At 70.9% G+C, this 20,365-nt stretch carries 22 protein-coding genes; 13 read left to right on the plus strand and 9 right to left on the minus strand.

The genetic code is table 11. The annotated features are described in order from the left end of the window. Entirely contained in the window at nucleotides 1-282 is a 282-nt protein-coding gene (locus tag AB0B50_RS10350) for a hypothetical protein (RefSeq protein WP_362328409.1), read from the plus strand. Beyond that, the gene (locus AB0B50_RS10355) at nucleotides 270-437 is read left to right on the plus strand and encodes a DUF3117 domain-containing protein (protein ID WP_003966491.1); all 168 of its coding nucleotides are present in this window, start codon (nucleotides 270-272) and stop codon (nucleotides 435-437) included. The genes AB0B50_RS10350 and AB0B50_RS10355 overlap by 13 nt, the downstream gene beginning before the upstream one ends. A 175-nt stretch (nucleotides 438-612) precedes the next feature. Here the strand turns inward: AB0B50_RS10355 and AB0B50_RS10360 are convergent, their stop codons facing one another. After that, nucleotides 613-1,311, minus strand: coding sequence for an O-methyltransferase (locus AB0B50_RS10360; protein WP_362329149.1), 699 nt, complete (start codon nucleotides 1,309-1,311; stop codon nucleotides 613-615). Between the two features lie 153 nt (nucleotides 1,312-1,464). On the opposite strand from AB0B50_RS10360, the gene sigE reads away from it, so the two are divergent. The 5 genes from sigE (at nucleotide 1,465) to AB0B50_RS10385 (ending at nucleotide 6,636) form a co-directional block, all read left to right on the plus strand. Continuing rightward, nucleotides 1,465-2,238, plus strand: a complete 774-nt coding sequence (gene sigE, locus AB0B50_RS10365) for an RNA polymerase sigma factor SigE (RefSeq protein ID WP_362328411.1) — start codon at nucleotides 1,465-1,467, stop codon at nucleotides 2,236-2,238. Next, nucleotides 2,235-3,236, plus strand: coding sequence for a zf-HC2 domain-containing protein (locus AB0B50_RS10370; protein WP_362328413.1), 1,002 nt, complete (start codon nucleotides 2,235-2,237; stop codon nucleotides 3,234-3,236). Before sigE ends, AB0B50_RS10370 begins: the two co-directional genes overlap by 4 nt. A 131-nt stretch (nucleotides 3,237-3,367) precedes the next feature. Then, on the plus strand, nucleotides 3,368-5,236 hold the full coding sequence (locus tag AB0B50_RS10375) for a trypsin-like peptidase domain-containing protein (protein WP_362328415.1): 1,869 nt from the start codon (nucleotides 3,368-3,370) through the stop codon (nucleotides 5,234-5,236). A gap of 149 nt (nucleotides 5,237-5,385) precedes the next feature. Then, nucleotides 5,386-5,847 carry a sec-independent translocase gene (locus AB0B50_RS10380; protein ID WP_362328417.1) on the plus strand — a complete coding sequence of 154 codons (462 nt, stop codon included), beginning with the start codon at nucleotides 5,386-5,388 and terminating at the stop codon, nucleotides 5,845-5,847. A 120-nt stretch (nucleotides 5,848-5,967) separates the two neighbouring features. After that, complete coding sequence (locus AB0B50_RS10385) at nucleotides 5,968-6,636, plus strand: hypothetical protein (protein WP_362328419.1); 669 nt, start codon at nucleotides 5,968-5,970, stop codon at nucleotides 6,634-6,636. A gap of 90 nt (nucleotides 6,637-6,726) precedes the next feature. Here AB0B50_RS10385 and AB0B50_RS10390 read toward each other — a convergent pair whose 3' ends face one another. Genes AB0B50_RS10390 through AB0B50_RS10400 form a run of 3 tightly spaced genes read right to left on the minus strand, consistent with a single transcriptional unit; the run spans nucleotide 6,727 to nucleotide 9,753 of the window. Beyond that, on the minus strand, nucleotides 6,727-7,860 hold the full coding sequence (locus AB0B50_RS10390) for an Mrp/NBP35 family ATP-binding protein (RefSeq protein ID WP_362328421.1): 1,134 nt from the start codon (nucleotides 7,858-7,860) through the stop codon (nucleotides 6,727-6,729). Nucleotides 7,861-7,904: 44 nt separating this feature from the next. Further along, the gene (locus AB0B50_RS10395) at nucleotides 7,905-8,489 is read right to left on the minus strand and encodes a DUF1003 domain-containing protein (protein WP_362328423.1); all 585 of its coding nucleotides are present in this window, start codon (nucleotides 8,487-8,489) and stop codon (nucleotides 7,905-7,907) included. Next, the gene (locus AB0B50_RS10400; RefSeq protein WP_362328425.1) at nucleotides 8,476-9,753 is read right to left on the minus strand and encodes a CBS domain-containing protein; all 1,278 of its coding nucleotides are present in this window, start codon (nucleotides 9,751-9,753) and stop codon (nucleotides 8,476-8,478) included. Before AB0B50_RS10400 ends, AB0B50_RS10395 begins: the two co-directional genes overlap by 14 nt. A 268-nt stretch (nucleotides 9,754-10,021) precedes the next feature. Between AB0B50_RS10400 and AB0B50_RS10405 the strand changes: the two genes are divergently transcribed. Next, nucleotides 10,022-10,738, plus strand: coding sequence for a hypothetical protein (locus tag AB0B50_RS10405; RefSeq protein WP_362329151.1), 717 nt, complete (start codon nucleotides 10,022-10,024; stop codon nucleotides 10,736-10,738). 91 nt (nucleotides 10,739-10,829) lie between these two features. Here the strand turns inward: AB0B50_RS10405 and AB0B50_RS10410 are convergent, their stop codons facing one another. Together AB0B50_RS10410 and AB0B50_RS10415 are read right to left on the minus strand one after the other, a co-directional pair. Then, on the minus strand, nucleotides 10,830-11,339 hold the full coding sequence (locus tag AB0B50_RS10410) for a hypothetical protein (RefSeq protein WP_362328427.1): 510 nt from the start codon (nucleotides 11,337-11,339) through the stop codon (nucleotides 10,830-10,832). Nucleotides 11,340-11,380: 41 nt separating this feature from the next. Next, complete coding sequence (locus tag AB0B50_RS10415) at nucleotides 11,381-12,520, minus strand: magnesium and cobalt transport protein CorA (protein WP_362328429.1); 1,140 nt, start codon at nucleotides 12,518-12,520, stop codon at nucleotides 11,381-11,383. Between the two features lie 451 nt (nucleotides 12,521-12,971). Here AB0B50_RS10415 and AB0B50_RS10420 point away from each other — a divergent pair, with 451 nt between their 5' ends. Then, nucleotides 12,972-13,556: a suppressor of fused domain protein gene (locus AB0B50_RS10420; RefSeq protein ID WP_362328431.1), complete on the plus strand. Its 585-nt coding sequence runs from the start codon at nucleotides 12,972-12,974 to the stop codon at nucleotides 13,554-13,556. A gap of 18 nt (nucleotides 13,557-13,574) precedes the next feature. On the opposite strand, the gene AB0B50_RS10425 is transcribed toward AB0B50_RS10420, so the two are convergent. Further along, complete coding sequence (locus tag AB0B50_RS10425) at nucleotides 13,575-14,858, minus strand: MFS transporter (protein WP_362328433.1); 1,284 nt, start codon at nucleotides 14,856-14,858, stop codon at nucleotides 13,575-13,577. A 163-nt stretch (nucleotides 14,859-15,021) separates the two neighbouring features. On the opposite strand from AB0B50_RS10425, the gene AB0B50_RS10430 reads away from it, so the two are divergent. The 3 genes from AB0B50_RS10430 (at nucleotide 15,022) to AB0B50_RS10440 (ending at nucleotide 17,436) form a co-directional block, all read left to right on the plus strand. Continuing rightward, nucleotides 15,022-15,663 (plus strand): DUF6758 family protein, encoded by a 642-nt coding sequence (locus tag AB0B50_RS10430; RefSeq protein ID WP_362328435.1) that lies wholly within the window; start codon nucleotides 15,022-15,024, stop codon nucleotides 15,661-15,663. Nucleotides 15,664-15,836: 173 nt separating this feature from the next. Beyond that, complete coding sequence (locus AB0B50_RS10435; RefSeq protein WP_362328437.1) at nucleotides 15,837-16,703, plus strand: PHP domain-containing protein; 867 nt, start codon at nucleotides 15,837-15,839, stop codon at nucleotides 16,701-16,703. 127 nt (nucleotides 16,704-16,830) lie between these two features. Continuing rightward, nucleotides 16,831-17,436: a MarC family protein gene (locus AB0B50_RS10440; RefSeq protein ID WP_362328439.1), complete on the plus strand. Its 606-nt coding sequence runs from the start codon at nucleotides 16,831-16,833 to the stop codon at nucleotides 17,434-17,436. Nucleotides 17,437-17,538: 102 nt separating this feature from the next. Here the strand turns inward: AB0B50_RS10440 and AB0B50_RS10445 are convergent, their stop codons facing one another. Further along, entirely contained in the window at nucleotides 17,539-17,691 is a 153-nt protein-coding gene (locus AB0B50_RS10445; RefSeq protein WP_355803125.1) for a hypothetical protein, read from the minus strand. Between the two features lie 180 nt (nucleotides 17,692-17,871). Between AB0B50_RS10445 and AB0B50_RS10450 the strand changes: the two genes are divergently transcribed. Further along, nucleotides 17,872-18,765 (plus strand): NYN domain-containing protein, encoded by an 894-nt coding sequence (locus AB0B50_RS10450; RefSeq protein WP_362328441.1) that lies wholly within the window; start codon nucleotides 17,872-17,874, stop codon nucleotides 18,763-18,765. A gap of 37 nt (nucleotides 18,766-18,802) precedes the next feature. On the opposite strand, the gene AB0B50_RS10455 is transcribed toward AB0B50_RS10450, so the two are convergent. Next, nucleotides 18,803-19,702 carry an alpha/beta hydrolase gene (locus tag AB0B50_RS10455; protein ID WP_362328443.1) on the minus strand — a complete coding sequence of 300 codons (900 nt, stop codon included), beginning with the start codon at nucleotides 19,700-19,702 and terminating at the stop codon, nucleotides 18,803-18,805. Nucleotides 19,703-20,365 lie beyond the last annotated feature (663 nt).

Genomic DNA, 20,365 nt, shown 5'->3' on the forward strand with positions numbered 1-20,365 from the left:
ATGACGGAGATCATCGAGGTCGGGCACGAGGGCGGATATGTGACCTGCGTCAAAGAATTCCGGGCCTGTGGGGCGTATGGGGCGGCGCAGTATCGCAGCCACATCGCCGAATTGAGTGGTTTTGCGGGCGCGCGTTGCGCAAGCGATGCCGACCGATGTTGGTCATCGGGTCCTGCCATGCGGGATAATGGCCTGGAAGCAATGTGTTCGATGCCGGTGACACCTGGGTTGTCGGCTGCGATGAGCTGGTTTCAGGAAGGGGAACGAGCATGGCGGCCATGAAGCCGCGGACGGGCGACGGCCCGCTCGAGGTGACCAAGGAGGGGCGGGGCATCGTCATGCGCGTTCCGCTCGAAGGCGGCGGACGACTTGTCGTCGAACTGACTCCGGACGAGGCCGACGCGCTCGGCGACGCCCTGAAGAAGGTCGTCGGCTGACGCGGAAGCGCCCACACTTTTCCACTGCCCCGGCATCGTACGACGAGCCGGGGCAGTGCTGTTTTCCGGGCCCCGAAGGGGCGCGGGGAACGGCGCGAGCAACGACATCGGACCCGCGGATCAGGACCCGCGGATCAGGACCCGCGGATCAGAGAACTGCTCGACCAGCGGAGCGCTACCGCTTGACGGCGCAGAGGAGCCCGTCCCCCACAGGGAGCAGCGACGGCACGAGGTCAGGACTCTCACGTACCGTCCGCAGCAGATCCCGCAGGTGCAGGACCTCGACCGGCTGCGGACCGGAGTCCACGGTCCTGCCGTCCGCGAAGACGCCCTCGAAGCAGACGAGCCCGCCGGGCCGCAGCAGGCGCAACGATTCAGCGAGATATTCGAGGGACTCCATGCGGTCGCCGTCGCAGAACACGAGGTCGTAGCCGCCGTCGGCGAGGCGGGGCAGGACGTCGAGGGCGCGCCCGGGGATGAACCGCGCGCGGTTGCCCGCGAAGCCGGCGGCGCGGAAGGCCTGGCGGGCGAACTGCTGGCGGTCCGGCTCGGGGTCGACCGTGGTGAGCACGCCGTCGGGCCGCATGCCGTGCAGCAGATGGATCCCCGACACCCCGGTGCCCGTACCGATTTCGGCCACCGCTTTCGCGTCAGCCGTGGCGGCGAGCATGCGCAGCGCGGCGCCGGTGCCGGGCGACACCGAGGGCAGCCCCGCTTCCCGAGCCCGGTCCCGAGCCCAGCGCAGCGCCTCGTCCTCGGCGACAAAGGCGTCGGCGAACGCCCAGCTCGTCTGCCGGTTGCCGGTAATGGCCCTCTCCTGTCCCCGTGGTTGCCTGGCCGTGACTGTATCCGTTGGGGGCGGGAACCCGCAGATGGGACCGGGCGTTATGAGGGGGTGGGAGCGCAACGGGGGTAACGGATGGATCAAGACCGGAAGCGGGCGCGTCGAAGCGGCAGGACACCTGCGCGGAAGCCCGTACCAAATTCACGTAAAAACGCTTATCCGGAGCTAACGGGCGAGGTGGTTATGGTAGGGGCTCCACTGGACACCACCAGAGCCGACAGGGGAGGTGCGGCTACGTCCGCGGATCGGGGAGGAGCGCTCCGGCGTTTTCTCAGGTTGGCGGGTGAGCCGAAATCCGTGACCGACACCGCTGACCGCATCCGTGCCAACGACTCCGCTCAGACCGCGACCTTTGCCGCTGACGCGGAATCGCAGGTGTGGACTCCGCCCACCTGGGAGGAGATCGTCAGCACGCACAGCGGCCGCGTGTACCGCCTGGCGTACCGCCTGACCGGCAATCAGCACGACGCCGAGGACCTCACCCAAGAGGTTTTCGTCCGTGTCTTCCGGTCCCTTTCGACGTACACCCCCGGCACCTTCGAGGGCTGGCTGCACCGCATCACCACGAACCTCTTCCTGGACATGGTGCGCCGCAAGCAGCGGATCCGCTTCGACGCCCTCGGGGACGACGCCGCGGAGCGGCTGCCGAGCCGCGAGCCGTCGCCGCAGCAGGTCTTCAACGACACGCACTTCGACGCGGACGTCCAGCAGGCACTCGACACCCTCGCGCCCGAATTCCGGGCCGCCGTGGTCCTCTGCGACATCGAGGGCCTTTCGTACGAGGAGATCGCCGCGACCCTCGGCGTCAAGCTCGGTACGGTCCGCAGCCGTATCCACCGGGGCCGCTCGCAGCTGCGCAAGGCTCTCCAGCACCGGTCTCCCGAGGCCCGCGCGGAGCGTCGTTCGCTCGCGGTCACCGGAGCCGTGGCGCTGGGAGGAGGGGGCGCGACCGCGTGAGTGGATCACGGTCGAATCCTGCCGATCGGCAACTGGCCGAGGCCGAGCAGCATCTGGGGGACCGGCTCGCAGCCCTCGTGGACGGCGAGCTGGGACACGACGCGCGCGAGCGCGTCCTCGCACATCTGGCGACCTGTCCGATGTGCAAGACCGAGGCGGACGCCCAGCGCCGCCTGAAGAACGTCTTCGCGCAGGCGGCCCCGCCGCCGCCGTCCGCGAGCTTCCTCGCCCGTCTCCAGGGTCTTCCAGGAGGCGGCGCCGAGCCGCCCGCGGGGCTCGGTGACGGTGGAGGCTTCGCCACGGGAGACACCGACTCCGTGGGACTACCGCGGCCCGGGCTCTTCGGCGTGAGCCGTGAGCCCTTCGTGGGGTACGTCCCCTCCGGCGCCCACGCCGCGGTGCTCCCCAGCGAGCAGCGGGGCTTCCGCATCCATGACGTCGGCAGGCCCGATCCGGAGCGTCCCTCCTGGCGGGGGCGCCGCTTCGCGTTCGCGGCGGCGGGCGCGGTGTCGCTGGCCGCCATAGCGCTCGGCGGCGTCACGGCCGGCGTCCCCGCCGACACGGGCGACTCCCGCGCGGGCGGCTCCGGCAGCAACGTGACGCCGCAGCGCACCCAGGGGTCGGGCACCCCCGCGACCTCCGACTCCGCGCGGCGTCGCGGCGGCGGCAATCCGCTGTCGGTGCAGGGCCAGCGCCCCGGCGTCCTCTCGGCGCCCGTCGCGCCGACCGAGGTCACAGGACCGCTGCTGCCGGGCGCCCCCGCACAGCCGCGCTCCCGCGATTCGGTGTACGAGCTGACGGCGCCGCTCCTTGCGGGCGCCGCCGTGATGTCCCCGCTGATACGCCCGGTGTCGCCCGGCCACCGCGCCGCCGCGCCGCCTGCGGTCGAGGCGCCTGTGGCGCAGCCCCCCGCGGTGGCGGACGGCAGGAATCCGGTGGGCGCAGCCTCGGCGTCGCCGGGCGCGGGCCCGCTGCAGGGGTCGTCGCAGATTCACTGACGCGACGCTGCCCTGCGCTTCGGCGGGGGAACCTGGTTGAATCCTCGGTGGGCCGCGCCCGCCGGGGACTTCGGCGAGCGCGGGGTTGAGCATCCAATCGGCGTCCGCCGCGGGCCAGTTGTGGGGAGAACATGGACGAGGGGAAGCCCACGAAGGCGAAGTGGTGGAGCCGCCCCCGGCACGAGACGCCGGGCGCCGCCGCCGACCAGCAGCCCACCCCGCCCCCGGAGTCGGCCCCCGCGCCGGTCCAGGCCGAGTCGGCACCTGCAGTTCCCGCACCTGGTCCCGCGGCTCCCGCTCCCGCACCCGCGGCTCCCGCTCCCGCCGACCCTGCCTCGTACGGCACACCGAGCGACTCCGCACCGGCCTCCGGCACCCCGCACGGCACACCGGCCGAGGGCATCCCCGCGCAGGGCGCGACGCAAGGTGCGGGGACCGGCGCGCCCGCAGCCGCCCCCGCGGACCGCCCCCGCCCCCTGCACGACCCGGATCCGTACGGCACCCCGCCCTACGGCGAGCCGGGCCCCTGGGCGCCCGCGCCCCCGGTGCAGCACCCCGCGGCGACCCCGGCCCACGGCACCACGCTCCCGGCCCACAGTGGCACGCCCGCCCACGGCACCCCCGCGGGCCCGCCCGCCCCGGCCCCGCAGCCCCAGCACGGCGGCACGCCCCCGCACGGCACGCTCCACGGAGCCCCCGGTCACACGCCGCCCCCGTACAACGGCGCCCACCACCAGACGCCGCAGCCGCAGCCGCAGAACCTCGCCCAGCCCCTGCCGCCGCAGGCGCAGACCCCGCAGCCCCAGCCGGCCCCCCGCCAGCCCTACGACCCGTGGAACGCGCCCCTCCAGCAGACCGGCTCCGTGCCCCCGGAGACCGAGCAGAAGCGGCGCAAGAGGGGAAAGCGGATCATCCTCGTCGGCGTCGCCGTGATCGCCCTGGTGTCCGGCCTCATCGGCGGCGCCCTCGGCTCGTACCTGGAGCGCAACGGCACCGGCGACATCGAACTCCCGCAGGCGGGCGCCGAGTCCAGCGAGCGCCCCAAGGGCAGCGTGGCGGGCATCGCCGCGGCCGCCCTGCCCGGCGTCGTGACCCTGCACGTCAGCGGCGACTCCGCGCAGGGCACCGGCACCGGCTTCGTCCTCGACGGCAAGGGCCACATCCTCACCAACAACCACGTCGTGGAGCCCGCGGGCACCGGCGGCGAGATATCGGTGACCTTCAGCGGCGGCGAGACCGCCAAGGCCGAGGTCATCGGCCGCGACTCGGGGTACGACCTCGCGGTCGTCAAGGTCTCCGGCGTCCGCGGCCTGAAGCCCCTGCACCTGGGCAACTCCGAGAACGTGCAGGTCGGCGACCCCGTCGTCGCCATCGGCGCCCCCTTCGACCTCGAGAACACCGTGACCTCGGGGATCATCAGCGCCAAGGAGCGGCCCATCACCGCGGGCGGCGAGAAGGGCGACGGCAGCGACATCTCGTACGTGGACGCCCTGCAGACCGACGCACCGATCAACCCCGGCAACTCGGGTGGTCCGCTGGTCGACTCCAAGGCGCGCGTGATCGGCATCAACAGCGCCATACGCTCCGCGGAGGACGGCTCGGAGCAGGGCGGCGGCCAGGCGGGCTCCATCGGCCTCGGCTTCGCCATCCCCATCAACCAGGGCAAGCGCGTCGCCGAGGAGCTGATCAACTTCGGCAAGGCGACGCACCCCGTGATCGGCGTCACGCTCGACACCGAGTTCACCGGTGACGGCGCCCGCATCGCGGACAAGGGCAAGGGCGGCGGCCCCTCGGTCAACAGGAACGGCCCCGGCGACAAGGCGGGCCTCAAGCCGGGCGACGTCATCACCGAGGTGGACGGCCGCCCCGTGCACTCCAGCGACGAACTGATCGTCAAGGTCCGCGCGCACCGCCCGAAGGACCGCCTGGAGCTGACCGTCGAGCGCGACGGCGGCGACCGCGAGGTGACGCTGGTGCTCGGCTCGGCCGGCGGGGACTGAGTAAAGGACTGACCAGGTCTGTTCCGGGTTGTCGTGCAGCGGCTACCGGACAGACATGAGCGCCGGGTACCGTGGTCACGGTCCAGACCTCGGACGACGACCTGTTGCGGGCTGAGGACATCGCAAGGGGACATCGCAAGGAGCTCAAGGTGTTCAATGACATTGGCGCACTCGAGATAGTGACGCTGGTCGTCCTCGCCGTGCTCATTTTCGGCCCCGACAAGCTGCCGAAGGTCATCCAGGACGTCTCCCGCACGATCCGCAAGATCCGCGAGTTCTCCGACAGCGCGAAGGCGGACATACGGGATGAGCTGGGCCCGGAGTTCAAGGACTTCGAGTTCGAGGACCTGAACCCGAAGAAGTTCATCCGAAAGCAGCTCGACAACGACGAGCTCGGGCTCAAGGAAATCCGCAACGGCTTCGACCTGAAGAAGGAGATGAACGAGGTCGCGGACGCCGTGCACGGCCGCGACAGCGACTCCTCCGACTCCGGTTCGGGGACCGCCGCGACCTCCTCCGGAGGGGCCCGTGTCGACATGCAGAAGAAGTCCGCGGAGCCCAAGAAGCTCGACGCCGGCGACCGCCCGCCGTTCGACGCGGACGCCACCTGAGGCACCGCCTGAACCTTCGCCGCCAACAGGTGTGGCTATCCTGCCTTGTTGTCCGGCGTGAGGACGCCCGAGGGGGGCGGGCCGCTCCGGACCGACGAGAGCGAGGAGGCGGCCGGGTACATGGAGACGACAAGTCGGGTGGGCGCGCAGGCGTCGGCCGCGGACGGCACCGCACAAGCGGTGCCCTCCGCCCGGCGCACGGTCGACGGCTACCTGCTGGCGCCCTTCCCCTGGTACGGCCTTGACGAGGCCTTCACGGGGCAGCGCTGGCTGATGCAGGTCGGCGCGGCGGCGGACGGTGCCGTGGAGCACGGTTCGATCGGGCACGGCGACGAGCCGTCGGTCCGCGCCGAGGGCACCCTCGGCAACAGCGACAAGGAGCGCTTCGCGGTCGTGGTGACCGTCGCGGCCAACCCGGTGCGGCGCAGCGCGGACGGCACGGGCGTCCTGGAGGCCACCTCGGTCTCGTCGGCGGCCTGGCTGGCCGGCGTCGGCCTGCTGTCCTTCACCTGGCCGGGGCAGATGGACCACACCCTGCGCGACGACTGGCTGGACCAGCAGACGGAGACCGCGTGGGTCCTCGCGGACGACCTGGAGGGCGCGGACTGGTCGACGCTGTCGCTGCCGGTGGACGGGGTGCCGACGCCGTTCCACTACCGCGAGTCCGAGTTCGGGTGGGTCCTTGCGGGCTCGACGAAGGAGGGCGTGCACCTCGGCGCCTATGGGCGCGGCATGAGTGCGTACGGGCTTGGCTTCTCTGTCATCAAGGACATCGGGGCATACGCGTAGCACTCCGTGGAACCGGGTTCCTTGGGGCGCGTGGATTTCTGCGGGTCAGCCGTGGCTGGTCGCGCAGGTCCCCGCGCCCCTTCGGGGCTCTCAGAACTTGTTGCGCGGGGTGATCCCGAGCGACATGCCCGACAGGCCCCGCTGGCGGCCGCCCAGCTTGCCCGCGATGGCGCGCAGGGCCGAGCCCGCCGGGCACTCCGGGTCGGTCAGGACGACCGGCCTGCCCTCGTCGCCGCCCTCGCGCAGGCGGACGTCGATCGGGATGGAGCCGAGCACCGGCACCGTCGCGCCCGTCGTCTTCGTGAGGCCCTCGGCGACCTTCTGGCCGCCGCCCGTGCCGAACACGTCGACCATCTCGCCGCAGTGCGGGCAGGGAAGGCCGGACATGTTCTCGACGACGCCCACGATCTTCTGATGCGTCTGTACGGCGATGGATCCTGCCCGCTCGGCGACCTCGGCCGCGGCCTGCTGAGGCGTCGTCACGACCAGGATCTCGGCGTTCGGGACGAGCTGCGCGACCGAGATCGCGATGTCGCCCGTGCCCGGCGGCAGGTCGAGGAGCAGGACGTCCAGGTCGCCCCAGAAGACGTCCGCGAGGAACTGCTGGAGCGCGCGGTGCAGCATCGGGCCCCGCCACACCACCGGTGCGTTGCCGGGCGTGAACATGCCGATGGAGATGACCTTCACGCCGTTCGCGGACGGCGGCATGATCATGTTCTCGACCTGGGTGGGGCGGCCCTCGGCGCCCAGCATGCGGGGCACGCTGTGGCCGTAGATGTCCGCGTCCACGACGCCGACCTTCAGGCCGTCCGCCGCCATCGCGGCCGCGAGGTTCACCGTCACCGAGGACTTGCCGACGCCGCCCTTGCCGGACGCGACGGCGTAGACACGGGTCAGGGAGCCGGGCTTGGCGAAGGGGACCTCGCGCTCGGCGGTGCCGCCGCGCAGGGCCGCGGCCAGCTCCTTGCGCTGGTCGTCGCTCATCACGTCCAGCGTGACGTCGACACGCGTGACGCCGTCGAGGGCGGCGACCGCGTCGGTCACGTTCTTCGTGATGGTGTCGCGCATCGGGCACCCGGAGACCGTCAAGTACACGGTGACCGCTACCGCCCCATCAGCGGAGATGTCCACCGATTTGACCATCCCCAGCTCGGTGATGGGTCGCTGGATCTCGGGGTCGTTCACCGTCGCCAGTGCTTCAAGCACCGCGTCTTCCGTAGCCATACGACCGATAGTACGGCGCGGTAACCCTGCCCAGGAAAGGGCCGTCAGCGGTCGCCTACATCACTTCCGCGCGAGCCCTCGGACGGGAATACCACGCGGCTCTCGGAGTGGTGCCCGATCCGCTGCTCCTCCAGTTCCTTGACCAGGTCCTGGAGCTCGGAGCGGATCCAGTCGCGGGTCGCCACCTCGCCGAGGCCCATGCGCAGCGAGGCGATCTCGCGCGTGAGGTACTCGGTGTCCGCGATGGACCGCTCGTTCTGCTTGCGGTCCTGTTCGAGGTTGACCCGGTCGCGGTCGTCCTGGCGGTTCTGCGCGAGGAGGATCAGCGGAGCGGCGTACGACGCCTGGAGCGACAGCATCAGCGTGAGGAAGATGAACGGGTACTCGTCGAAGCGCAGATGATCGGGCGCCGCGATGTTCCACACCACCCACAGGATGATGACGACGGTCATCCAGACGATGAACCTGCCTGTGCCCAGGAAGCGCGCGATGCGTTCCGAGAGCCGGCCGAAGGCCTCCGGGTCGTAGTCCGGCAGCAGCTTGGTGCGCGGGACGCGCGGCTGGTCGAGGCGGAATCGGGGGGCCCTGGGCTCGGCGCGGTTCTCGCGCTCACGGTCAGCCGCCGCCATGGCCTGCTCCCTCTTCCAGGTGGAACTCGGTCTCGCGCCAGTCGTCGGGCAGCATGTGGTCGAGCACGTCGTCCACGGTGACCGCCCCGAGCAGCGAGCCGCCCTCGTCGACGACGGGCGCCGCCACCATGTCGTACGTCGCGAAGAACCCGGCGACGGCGGGCAGCGTGGCGCCCGGCGCGAGCGGCTGCAGGTCGTCGTCGAGGATCGAGCCGACCAGCGTGTACGGCGGATCGCGCAGGAGACGCTGGAAGTGCACGGTGCCCAGGTACTTGCCGGTCGGCGTCTCGTCCGGCGGGCGGCACACGTACACCTGCGCGGCGAGCGCGGGGGAGAGGTCCTCCATGCGCACCCGTGCGAGGGCGTCGGCGACCGTGGCGTCGGGCCGCAGCACGATCGGCTCGGTCGTCATCATGCCGCCGGCCGTGCGCTCCTCGTACGCCATCAGGCGCCGCACGTCGGCCGCGTCGTCCGGCTGCATCAGAGTGAGCAGACGTTCCTTGTCCTCCTCCGGCAGCTCGGCGAGGAGGTCGGCGGCGTCGTCGGGGTCCATGGCCTCCAGGACGTCGGCCGCGCGCTCCTCCTTGAGCTTGCCGAGGATCTCGATCTGGTCGTCCTCGGGGAGCTCTTCGAGGACGTCCGCGAGCCGGTCGTCGTCGAGGGCGGCGGCCACCTCGGCCCGCCGTTTCGGCGACAGGTGGTGCAGGACGTTGGCGAGGTCGGCGGGGCGCAGCTGTTCGAAGGTGGCGAGGAGGTTCTCGGCGCCCTGCCCGTGCTCCTCCAGGGAGAAGCCCGCGACCGCCGACCAGTCGACGGTCAGCGTCTCGCCCTTGCGCCGGAAGGTGCCGCCCTTCCCCTTGCGTACGAAGACCTTGTCGATCTCCCAGTCGCGGCGGGCGGGAAGCTGCTGGACCGACACGTCGAGGACGGTCACCTCCTCGTCCGAGTCGACGAGCCGCACGCGCCGGTCCAGCATCTCGCCGAGCACGAGTCGCTCGGTGGGCCGCTGTTCGAAGCGCCGCACGTTCAGGACGCCGGTGGTGATGACCTGGCCGGACTCGATGCCGGTGACGCGGGTCATCGGCAGGAAGATCCGCCGCCGGGTCGCCAGCTCCACGACGAGGCCGAGGAGGCGGGGCGGGCGCTTGCCGACCCTGAGCATCGCCACCAGGTCGCGCACCCGGCCCACCTGGTCGCCGTTCGGGTCGAAGACGGCGGTGCCGGAGAGGTGCGAGACGAAGACCCGGGGGGCGCCTGCCGCCATGCGCGCGCCTCCTTCTCCCGAGCCTGCGGCGATTCCTGCCGCTTCGATTCATGCCGTTTCATCCGGCAATACGGGCTTCAGGCTAGCCCGTCCCGGTCGGATACGCCCCGGCGGAGCGTCCGGACGGACTGACTCCGTCCGTATCGGTCGGCACAGGTACGCTGCCGTACTGCCGAAGCCGTAGAGGTCGTCCGCACGAGAGGCAGCGCCACCTGTGACCGCTCTTCCCCTGGCCAGCCGCGCCCGCAGGGCAGCGTTCGTGAGCGCGATGTGCGTGGGCCTGGTCGCGGGGGCCACGAGTCTTGCGGGGTGCAGCAGCGAGGATCCCGACGCGGGCACGAACGGCGTCGGCAAGCTCTCCGCGTCGAAGATCCAGAGCAAGGCGGGCCGGGCGGCCGAGGGGGCCTCCGCGGTGCGGCTCTCCGGCACGGTGGTGAGCAAGAGCCACACGTACAGCCTCGACATGCGCCTCAAGGGCGAGGGCGGCACCGGCTCGGTCACGTCCAAGGGCCAGACCTTCCGGCTCCTGCGCATCGGCGATGAGCTCTATCTGAAGGCCGACTCGCAGTTCTGGACGCACGACAACGGCAAGACCGACGGCAAGTCCAGGAAGGCGGACGAGACCGCCGCGGCCAAGCTGCACGGCAAGTACGTCAAGGTCCCGCAGGGCGACCCGTCCTACGAGCAGCTGAGCGGCTTCACGGACAAGGACGTACTCCTGGACGGCATGCTCGCGCTCCACGGCACGCTGGCCAAGGGCGACCGCGGCAAGACGGGCGCCGTACGCACCATCAAGATCACCGGCGACGAGGGCGCGGGCGGCACCCTGGACGTCTCCCTGGAGGGCAAGCCCTACCCCCTGCGCCTGGAACGCGGCGGCCACGCGGGCACGCTCAAACTCACGGACTGGAACAAGGACTTCCCGCTCCAGGAGCCGGCAAAGGACGAGATGGTCGACTACGGCAAACAGCTGCCGACGTCTTGAAGAGTTGAGCCCCGATGGGGCGAATCCTGAGGGGCGCGGGGAACGGCGCGACCAACCGCAACGCACCCGCAGAAGAAGGGCGCCCGCGACCTCAACGGCGCTTCTTGAAGAGCAACCGAGGAAGCCCCGCGGGGACCGGCTGACGCGTAGTCGCACCGGACGGCAACGGCGCGGCAGCCAAAGACCCCTCAGGAAGCTCGGTCACCGCCTCGCGCGGAGCGAGCCGCACGACCCGACACTGCTCGGCCCACCGCGAGGTGACCCGCTCGGCATCGGGCGCGTTCAGCCGCTTGCCCTTGAGCTCCCCGACAGCCGCCTCCCACGCCTCCGACCGAGGCGCGAGCTCGCTCACGGTCGCCGTCCAGGCGATCACCCGCCCGCCCTTGTCCTTGCTCCGCACGGTGACCTCGGCGAGCCCCCCGTCCACGAGCCCCGGCAGCGGCTGCTCACCGGGGCCGTCGCCGACGAGGTACGCGGCGCCCTCGTGCCAGACGTGCCACAGCGCCCGTGCGGGGGAGTTCTCGCCCTGCACCCAGATGAGGCCGGACTTCTTGGTGGCCTCCTCGACGAGGGCGCGGCCGAGCAGCGGGTCAGCAGTCATGGCGGCAGCCTATCGAGTGACGGCGGACCGCCGAGGGGCGCTCACAGCCAGCCGTTGCGCTTCAGGGTGCGGTGGATCGCGAAGCAGACGCCGCCGATGAGGGCGAGCACCATCGGGTAGCCGTACCGCCACTTCAGCTCGGGCATGTGATCGAAGTTCATGCCGTAGACCCCGCAGACGGCGGTCGGTACGGCGATGATCGCCGCCCACGAGGTGATCTTGCGCATGTCCTCGTTCTGCGCGACGGCGGCCTGCGCGAGGTTGGCCTGCAGGATCGAGTTGAGCAGTTCGTCGAAGCCGACCACCTGTTCCTGGACGCGCGTGAGGTGGTCGGCGACGTCACGGAAGTACTTCTGGATGTCGGGGTCGACGAGCCGCATCGGCCGCTCGCTCAGCAGCAGCATCGGGCGCAGCAGCGGCGACACGGCCCGCTTGAACTCCAGGACCTCGCGCTTGAGCTGGTAGATCCGCCCGGCGTCGACGCCGCGCGAGCTGCCCTTGCCCTTGCTCGGCGCGGAGAACACCTCGGTCTCCACGTCGTCGATGTCGTCCTGCATGGCGTCGGCGACCGCGAGGTAGCCGTCGACGACGTGGTCGGCGATGGTGTGCAGGACGGCCGACGGCCCCTTGCCGAGCAGCTCGGGGTCCTCCTGGAGCCGCCGCCGCAGGGCGCGCAGCGAGCCGTGCCCGCCGTGCCGCACGGTGATGAAGAAGTCCCGCCCGGTGAAGCACATCACCTCGCCGGTCTCCACGACCTCGCTGGTGGCGGTGAGTTCGGCGTGCTCGACGTAGTGGATGGTCTTGAAGACGGTGAAGAGCGTGTCGTCGTAGCGCTCGAGCTTGGGCCGCTGGTGGGCGTGGACCGCGTCCTCGACCGCGAGCGGGTGCAGCCCGAACTCGGCGGCGATACCGGCGAATTCGGCCTCGGTCGGCTCGTGCAGGCCGATCCAGGCGAAGCCGCCCTTGCGGCGCACCTCGAGCATCGCCTCGTGCGGGGTGAGGGCGTCGGCGCACTCGACGCGGCGGCCGTCCTGGTAGACGGCGCAGTCGACGACGGCGGACGCGGCGTCGCGGGTCGCGTCGTACGACGACGAGGACGAGGAGGAGGACGAGGAGTACGGGGCGCCGTCCTTGCGCAGGGAGGGACGGACGGCGGCACGAAGGTCACGGATCATCGACATGGGCAGGCTCCTTCGCGGGTGTGAAGCCACCGACGGCCGACAGGATTCGGCACTGCCCGGAATGAGGACGTCCTGACTGCGGGACCTCTGCACGTCCACAAAGCGGGGAGCACCGCACCGTCGCGGGGCGACTTCACTGCTGATACAGATCAGTCAGATCAGGCGGAAATGAAGCGCTCTTCCGTCGTACGCGTACGCGGGAAGCCAGGGAATTCGGCTCAGCGGCCGGAAGAGCGGGTGGTACTGCACGGTCGACTTCGATCCATTGCAGCCCCACCTCCTCCGGCCGGTCCCCCGTGAGGGACGTCTCATCCCCCGTGGGGACGTATCGCGGTCAGGGGCTCGAAAGCGACGCTTGGCGTGCTGCCCCGACCAGCGGCCAAGACTATCAGCCGAACTGAAGAAGCGACCTCACCCTTTACCCGTTCCATGCGGGTTCTATGCTCGCGCCATGGGAGATGTTCTTGCTCTGGTAGAGGCCCGACTCCGCACCGGCCTGGGGGAACCGGACGCGCGCGCCGCGGTGACCTTCCTCGGGACCGACCGCTTCGAAGTGTTGAGGTTCACTGACGGGGACATCGTGCGGTACGCCACTCTCGGCATGTCCGCCCAGCCGATGACCGATCCGACCGCCGCCCTCGCCGATCCCGTCAAGGGCCCTCGCGCGGAACTGGTGTTGTCGGTACGAGGGGGTCTCGCCGACACGGACAAGGCGTTGCGCCCGCTCGCGGTCCTCGCCGCCTCCCCGCAGGTCGAGGGCCTGATCGTGGCGCCAGGCGCCTCGCTCGACGTGGGTGAACCCCTGTGGCCCGGGGCGCCGTTCACCTCGGTCCTCGTCGCGGAGTCCGGAGGCCTGGTCGAGGACCTCGACCTGGACGAGCCCATGGATCCCGTACGTTTCCTGCCCCTGCTCCCCATGACGCCGAACGAGGCGGCGTGGAAGCGGGTGCACGGTGCGGCGGCCCTGCAGGAGCGCTGGCTGAACAGCGGAACGGACCTGCGCGATCCGCTGCGCAAGTCCGTGTCCCTGGACTGAAGTTCCTTGTCGTAGGCCTCAGTTGGCGAAGACCGTGACGCCGTCCTCGGTGGCGTGCTTCGGCTCCAGTTCCTCGGCCTCGTGAGTGAGGGCGTTCCTGCGCACCCAGACCACGCCCGCGCCGAGCACCGCCGTGACGGCCGCGACCACGAACGGGATGTGGATGTTGCTCCACTCCTCGATCTTCGGCGCGAAGAACGGCGCGGCGGCCGCGGCGAACCACCGCACGAAGTTGTAGCCGGCGCTGGCCACCGGACGCGGCGCGTCGGAGACGCCGAGGGCGAGCTCGGTGTAGACGGTGTTGTTCACGCCGATGAAGGCGCCGGACAGGATCGTGCAGACGACGGCCGCGGTGTGGTTGCCGTACCCGAGCGCCAGCACGTCCACGGCGAGCAGCACCAGCGAACCGCCGAGCACCTTCAGCGACCCGAACCGTGCCTGCAGCCGCGGCGCGACGAGCACCGAGAAGACCGCGAGCAGCACACCCCAGGCGAAGAAGACCGCGCCCGATTTGTACGGGGTCATGTGCAGGACGAACGGCGTGAAGGCCAGGACGGTGAAGAACGTGTAGTTGTAGAAGAACGCGGAGGCCGCGGCGGAGGCGAGGCCTCCGTGGCCGAGTGCCTTGATCGGGTCGAGCAGGGACGTCTTCCTCGCAGGCCTCGGCTGCTCCTTGAGGAACGCCGTGATGCAGAGGAAGCCGATCGCCATCAGCGCGGCGGTGCCGAAGAACGGGTAACGCCAGCTGGCGTCGCCGAGCAGCGCGCCGACCAGGGGCCCGCAGGCCATGCCGAGGCCGAGCGCCGACTCGTACAGCAGGATCGCGGCCGCGCTGCCGCCGGCCGCGGCGCCGACGATGACGGCGAGGGCGGTCGACACGAAGAGCGCGTTGCCGAGCCCCCATCCGGCGCGGAACCCGACGAGCTCGCCGACGGAGCCCGAGGTCCCGGAGAGTGCCGCGAAGACGACCACGAGCGCGAGTCCGAGCAGCAGCGTCTTCTTGCCGCCGATGCGGCTGGAGACGAACCCGGTCACCAGCATCGCGACGGCGGTGATCAGGAAGTACGAGGTGAAGAGGAGGGAGACCTGGCTGGCGCTCGCGTCCAGGCCCTTGGCGATCGAGGGCAGGATCGGGTCGACGAGTCCGATGCCCATGAAGGCGACGACGGACGCGCCCGCCGTGGCCCACACGGCCTTGGGTTGACGCAGGATGCTGCCCGCTCCCGCGTCGAACGGGTCGCCTTCGGATGGGTCCCCTTCGAATGGGTCCTCTTCGGAGGGGCCTCCTGTGCTGCTGTTCATACAGCCGCTCCTTCACTGCTTCCACAGAGGTCGTTGACGTATACACATATTAAGTTAGAGAGGCTAAAGAGTGCAATCTACATCTAGTTTTGCCTGGTGACAGGGCCACCGGACGGGTGATCGTCCTTGACGGGGCGGCGGCCGGGGAGGACCGTTGGGCGCTATGAGGGGCGAACCCAGTTGCCCGAAGTGTGGTGGCCGGGTCAGGGCTCCCGGTCTCTTTGCCGACTCCTGGCAGTGTGATGTGCACGGCACCGTGCACCCGCTGCAGCCCGTGATCCCGCCCAGCGTCGAGGCCCTCCAGGTCGTGGTGCACCGTGCGCAGGTTCCGGTGTGGATGCCGTGGCCCCTGCCGGTCGGCTGGCTGTTCACGGGCGTGGCCTGCGCGGGCGACGACAGAAGCGGTGGGCGCGCGACCGCGGTGGCCTGCTCCGGGCCCGCGCCGCTCGGCGGCGTCGGCGAGCTGGTGCTCGTCGCCGAGGAGCTGGGCGTCGGCCTCGGCGCGCGGTACGCGGGCATCGACGGACCCGACCCGGGTCCCCACATGGGCGTGGAGAAGCCACCGCAGGCCAAGGTGCTCGCCGCCGGGCGGCCGACCCCGATGTGGCATGTGTCCGGGGCGCCGGACGACCGGGCGGTCTTCGCCGGCGAGGCGCGCGGCCTGTGGCTGTGGGCCATCGCGTGGCCGGAGCAGTCGGGCCTCTTGATGTACGACGAGCTCGTGCTGACGGATCTGCGGGACGCGGGGGCGGAAGTGGATCTGCTGCCGTGCGGGGCGCTGTCGCCGCGCCTGCTCACGCCGTGACAGGTGCGGTTCGGTCGCTCCTGCCCCCTGTCCGCCTCCGTTCCGCTGCGGGTGCGTCGTGGTTGCCCGCGCAGTTCCCCGCGCCCCTTCGGGGCTCGTCCTTTGGAGCGTTCGATTCCCGTTATCCTTGACCGTCCCCTTATGTCGCCCCGTCAGAGCCTGGAGTACGCAGCGTGCGCATCGATCTGCACACCCACTCCACCGCTTCCGACGGCACGGACACCCCGGCCGAGCTGGTGCTGGGCGCCGCCGCTGCCGGGCTCGACGTCGTCGCGCTGACCGACCACGACACCACGCGCGGGTACGCGGAAGCGATCGCCGCGCTCCCCTCGGGGCTCACCCTCGTCACCGGCGCCGAGCTCTCCTGCCGCCTCGACGGCGTGGGCCTGCACATGCTGGCGTACCTCTTCGACCCCGAGGAGCCGGAGCTCGCCCGCGAGCGCGAGCTGGTCCGCGACGACCGCGTGCCGCGCGCCAAGGCGATGGTCGGCAAGCTCCAGGAGCTGGGCGTGCCGGTGACCTGGGAGCAGGTCGCGCGCATCGCGGGCGACGGCTCGGTCGGCCGCCCGCACATCGCTGAGGCCCTCGTCGAGCTGGGCGTCGTGCCCACCGTCTCCGACGCCTTCACGCCCCAGTGGCTCGCCGACGGCGGCCGTGCGTACGCCGAGAAGCACGAGCTCGACCCCTTCGACGCGATCCGCCTGGTCAAGGCGGCCGGCGGCGTCACCGTCTTCGCGCACCCCGCCGCCGTCAAGCGCGGCCAGGTCGTGCCCGAGGCCGCGATAGCCGAGCTCGCCGCGGCGGGCCTCGACGGCATCGAGGCCGACCACATGGACCACGCGCCCGAGACCCGCGCCCGGCTGCGCGGACTCGCGGCGGACCTCGGCCTCCTTGCCACCGGGTCCAGCGACTACCACGGCAGTCGCAAGACGTGCGTACTCGGGGAGTTCACCACCGACCCCGAGATCTACGGCGAGATCACGCGCCGGGCGACGGGGGCGTTCCCCGTGCCGGGGGCGGGCGGAAGCCCGGCCGCGTAACGGCCCCTGGCCGCACCGCACTTCACCTTCTTCACCACTCCACTGTTCCGTGGCGGTGGCAGCCGTGCCCTGCGCCCGGTGCCGCCCGCCACGGCTCCTTCGTACGACTCTCTGCAAGGCCATCACTGTGTTCGACGTCGCCGTCTTCGGATCCCTTTTTCTCACGCTATTTGTGATCATGGACCCCCCTGGGATCACCCCGATCTTCCTCGGGCTCACCGCGGGCCGACCCGCCAAGGTGCAGCAGCGGATGGCCTTCCAGGCCGTCTGCGTCGCCTTCGGCGTGATCTCGGTCTTCGGCCTCGTGGGCCATCAGATCCTCAACTACCTGCACGTGTCCGTGCCCGCGCTGATGATCGCGGGCGGGCTCCTGCTGCTGCTCATCGCGCTCGACCTGCTCACCGGCAAGACGGACGAGCCGAAGCAGACCAAGGACGTCAACGTCGCCCTCGTGCCGCTCGGCATGCCGCTGCTCGCGGGCCCCGGAGCGATCGTCTCCGTCATCCTGGCCGTCCAGGACGCCGACAGCGTCGGTACGCAGATCTCCGTCTGGTCGGCGATCGTGGCGATGCACGTGGTGCTGTGGCTCGTGATGCGCTATTCGCTGCTGATCATTCGCGTCATCAAGGACGGCGGCGTCGTCCTCGTGACACGGCTCGCGGGCATGATGCTGTCCGCGATCGCGGTGCAGCAGATCATCAACGGCGTGACCCAGGTGATCAAGGGCGGCTGAGCGGCGCCTTTGCGAGCCCTGCGGGGTCGCGCGGGGGCGGATGGGGCCGCACGCACGAAGGGCCCCCGTACGGTCTCGTACGGGGGCCCTTCGACGTGTGCGTTACGAGGCCGAGGAGTCGGCCGGGCGGATGTAGATGCGCTGGCCGATCGCTGCGGCCTGCTGCACGATCCGGTTGACGGAGGCGGCGTCCACGACGGTGCTGTCCACGGCCGCGCCGTCGACGTCGTCGAGTCGCATGATTTCGAAGCGCATAGGGCTTCTCCCTTCGTCTGGTCATCCTCCTGAAGGAGAACTGCTGTGTTCCTGATGGGTACAACGAGTTGCCCCCAGCAAACATTCCCTACGCTAAGGAAATTTTTCGAGAACCTAATTACTCCTGAGTAGTGACACCGGTTGTGTTCGCTGTGTGACCGGCGGGACACTGGGACGCATATGAATGACGCCGACATCAGTGCTCAGCTGGAGCGGACCAACGCGCTGCTCGAGCGGATGCTCGCCGAGGTGGCGAAGACGCCGTCCACGCACGCGATCTTCGTCGACGCCGGGTATCTCTACGCGGCCGCGGGCCGGCTCGCCGCAGGGACCGAGGACCGGCGCGCCTTCGACCTCGACGCCGAGGGGCTGATCGAGGCGCTCATCGACAAGGCGCGCACGATCTTCGCGGACAGCCGCCTGCTGCGCGTGTACTGGTACGACGGGGCGAGGCGGCGCATCCACACCACCGAGCAGCAGTCGGTCGCGGAGCTGCCGGACGTCAAGGTCAGGCTCGGCAACCTCAACGCCAACAACCAGCAGAAGGGCGTCGACTCGCTGATCCGCAGCGACCTGGAGTCACTGGCCAGACACCGCGCCATCAGCGACGCGGCGCTCATCGGCGGCGACGAGGACCTGGTCTCCGCGGTCGAGGCCGCGCAGGGGTACGGCGCGCGGGTCCACCTGTGGGGCATCGAGGCGCCGGAGGGGCGCAACCAGGCGGAGCCGCTGCTGTGGGAGGTCGACAGTCAGCGCACGTTCGACCTGGAGTTCTTCAAGCCGTACGTCACCCGGCGCGCCGTCACGACGTACGAGGCGGGCGCCTCCTCGCACCGACCCTCCCGCGAGGACGTCCGCTTCGTCGGCGCGCAGATCGCCGCGAAGTGGCTCGCGGCGAAGGGGCGCGAGGCGCTGGTGGGGCTGCTGCCGGGGCATCCCTATCTGCCCGGCTCCGTGGACCAGGAACTCCTTGTGGAGGCGGAGCGGCTGCTGCAGTACTCGCTGCGGGGGCAGTCGGATCTGCGCAGGGCGCTGCGGGACGGGTTCTGGGACCACTTGCAGGCGCAGTACTGAGTTACGGCTCCTGACTGAGTGACTGGCTCCTGGCGGGTCAGCAGCGGTTCCAGAAGTCGATCAGAGCGGCCGCCGTCTCCTCGGGCCGGTCGGTGTTGGGGGAGTGCTCGGCGCCCGGGATCACCGTGCGGTGGGCGTCGAGGCGGAGCGCCATGTCGTCCATCTGCGGCACGGGCCAGGTGTCGTCGCGCTCGCCCGAGATGACGTGCTTGGGCAGGGGCAGCGCGGCGAGCTCGGCGACGCGGTCCGGCTCCGTGGACAGCTGCCTGCCGGTGGCGATGAGCTGGGCCGCGCTGTGCCGCAGCCAGCGGGCACGCAGGGCCTCGCTGTCGTCGGCCACGCCGGCCTCGGCGTCCTGCGGGGGCGGCGGCTCCATGGCCTGCATCGCCTGCCACACCTCGTCCATCGACAGCACGGCGAGTGCGTCCGCCAGCATCTTGGCGCGGGCCTGCTGGGTGGGGACGATCGCGGCGGGCCCCGAGGACATCAGGGTGAGGGTGGCGAAGGCGCGGGGGGCGATCAGGAGCGCGGCACGGGCGATCAGCCCGCCCAGGGAGTGCCCGAGGAGGTGCGGGCGGGGCGGGGTCCCGGCCTCTGCCGGGGCTTCGGCCGGGGCCTGCGCCAGGGCTTCGGCCTGCGCGAGGACGTCGCGGGCCAACTCCTCCTGGGCGTACGCCGATTCGTCGTCGGGGCCTGCCGTCTCGTACTGGCCGCGGCCGTCCACGGAGACGACGCGGTAGCCCGCGCGGGCCAGCGGTTCCAGGAGGGCGATGAAGTCCTCCTTGCTGCCGGTGAAGCCGGGCAGCATGAGAACGGTCCCTCTGCGCCGGACACCTTCGGCCGGGACCGCGTCGAGGACGGCGAAGTCACCGCGCGCGGTACGGAGGGTGCGCGCGGTGGCACACGGGGGCGGGACGAAGGTCGGGGGCCTGCTCATGAGCCGAGGCTAACCGGTCCGCTGCGGGGCGCGGCGAGGCGAGGGGCATCTGGCCGCGTGGCCCTGCGCGGCGCTTGCGTCCGGTCAGACGGGTTGCACGGAGTAGCCCCTCGTCTGCGGGTGTGTGTGGTTTTTCGTGGGAGTGGGGGCTGGTTTTCTTCGGCGTGGGTGCTTTGCCCGGTGCGGGCCGTGCGCCCGTTTGTGTTGGGTGCGGGGCCGCGGGGGTATGTCCGTACTCGCCATCTTTGTTGCGGGGTGTTGTTGCTGCGGCTGGGGTGAGCTTTGTGCTCGGTGCTCCGTGCGCACATACCCCCACGGCCCCTCGCCTCTCGTGCGCGGCTGCAGGCCGTCTCAGCCCCCGTCGCCGCTCCCGCTGTGGGGCCTCCGGGTGGATTTTCTGGGGTGGGGCGCTCCGCGCTGCGGGGGCGGTGGTTGTGGGTATGCGCGAAGGCCCGCCCTCAGGTGAGGGCGGGCCTTCGCGTTGCCGGGGAATCGGAGCGTCAGCTCTCCGGGGATTCCACGGGCTCTGCCTTCTTGCGCGTGCGGCGGCGCGGGGCCGGGGTTTCGGCCTCGGCCGTGGCGACGGCGGCTTCCGCGGCCTTGCGCGTGCGGCGGCGGGGCTTGGGCTCCTCCGTCGCCTGCGCCGGGATGCTGCCCTCGACG

This window comes from Streptomyces sp. NPDC041068, from assembly GCF_040647455.1.
Lineage (GTDB): Bacteria > Actinomycetota > Actinomycetes > Streptomycetales > Streptomycetaceae > Streptomyces.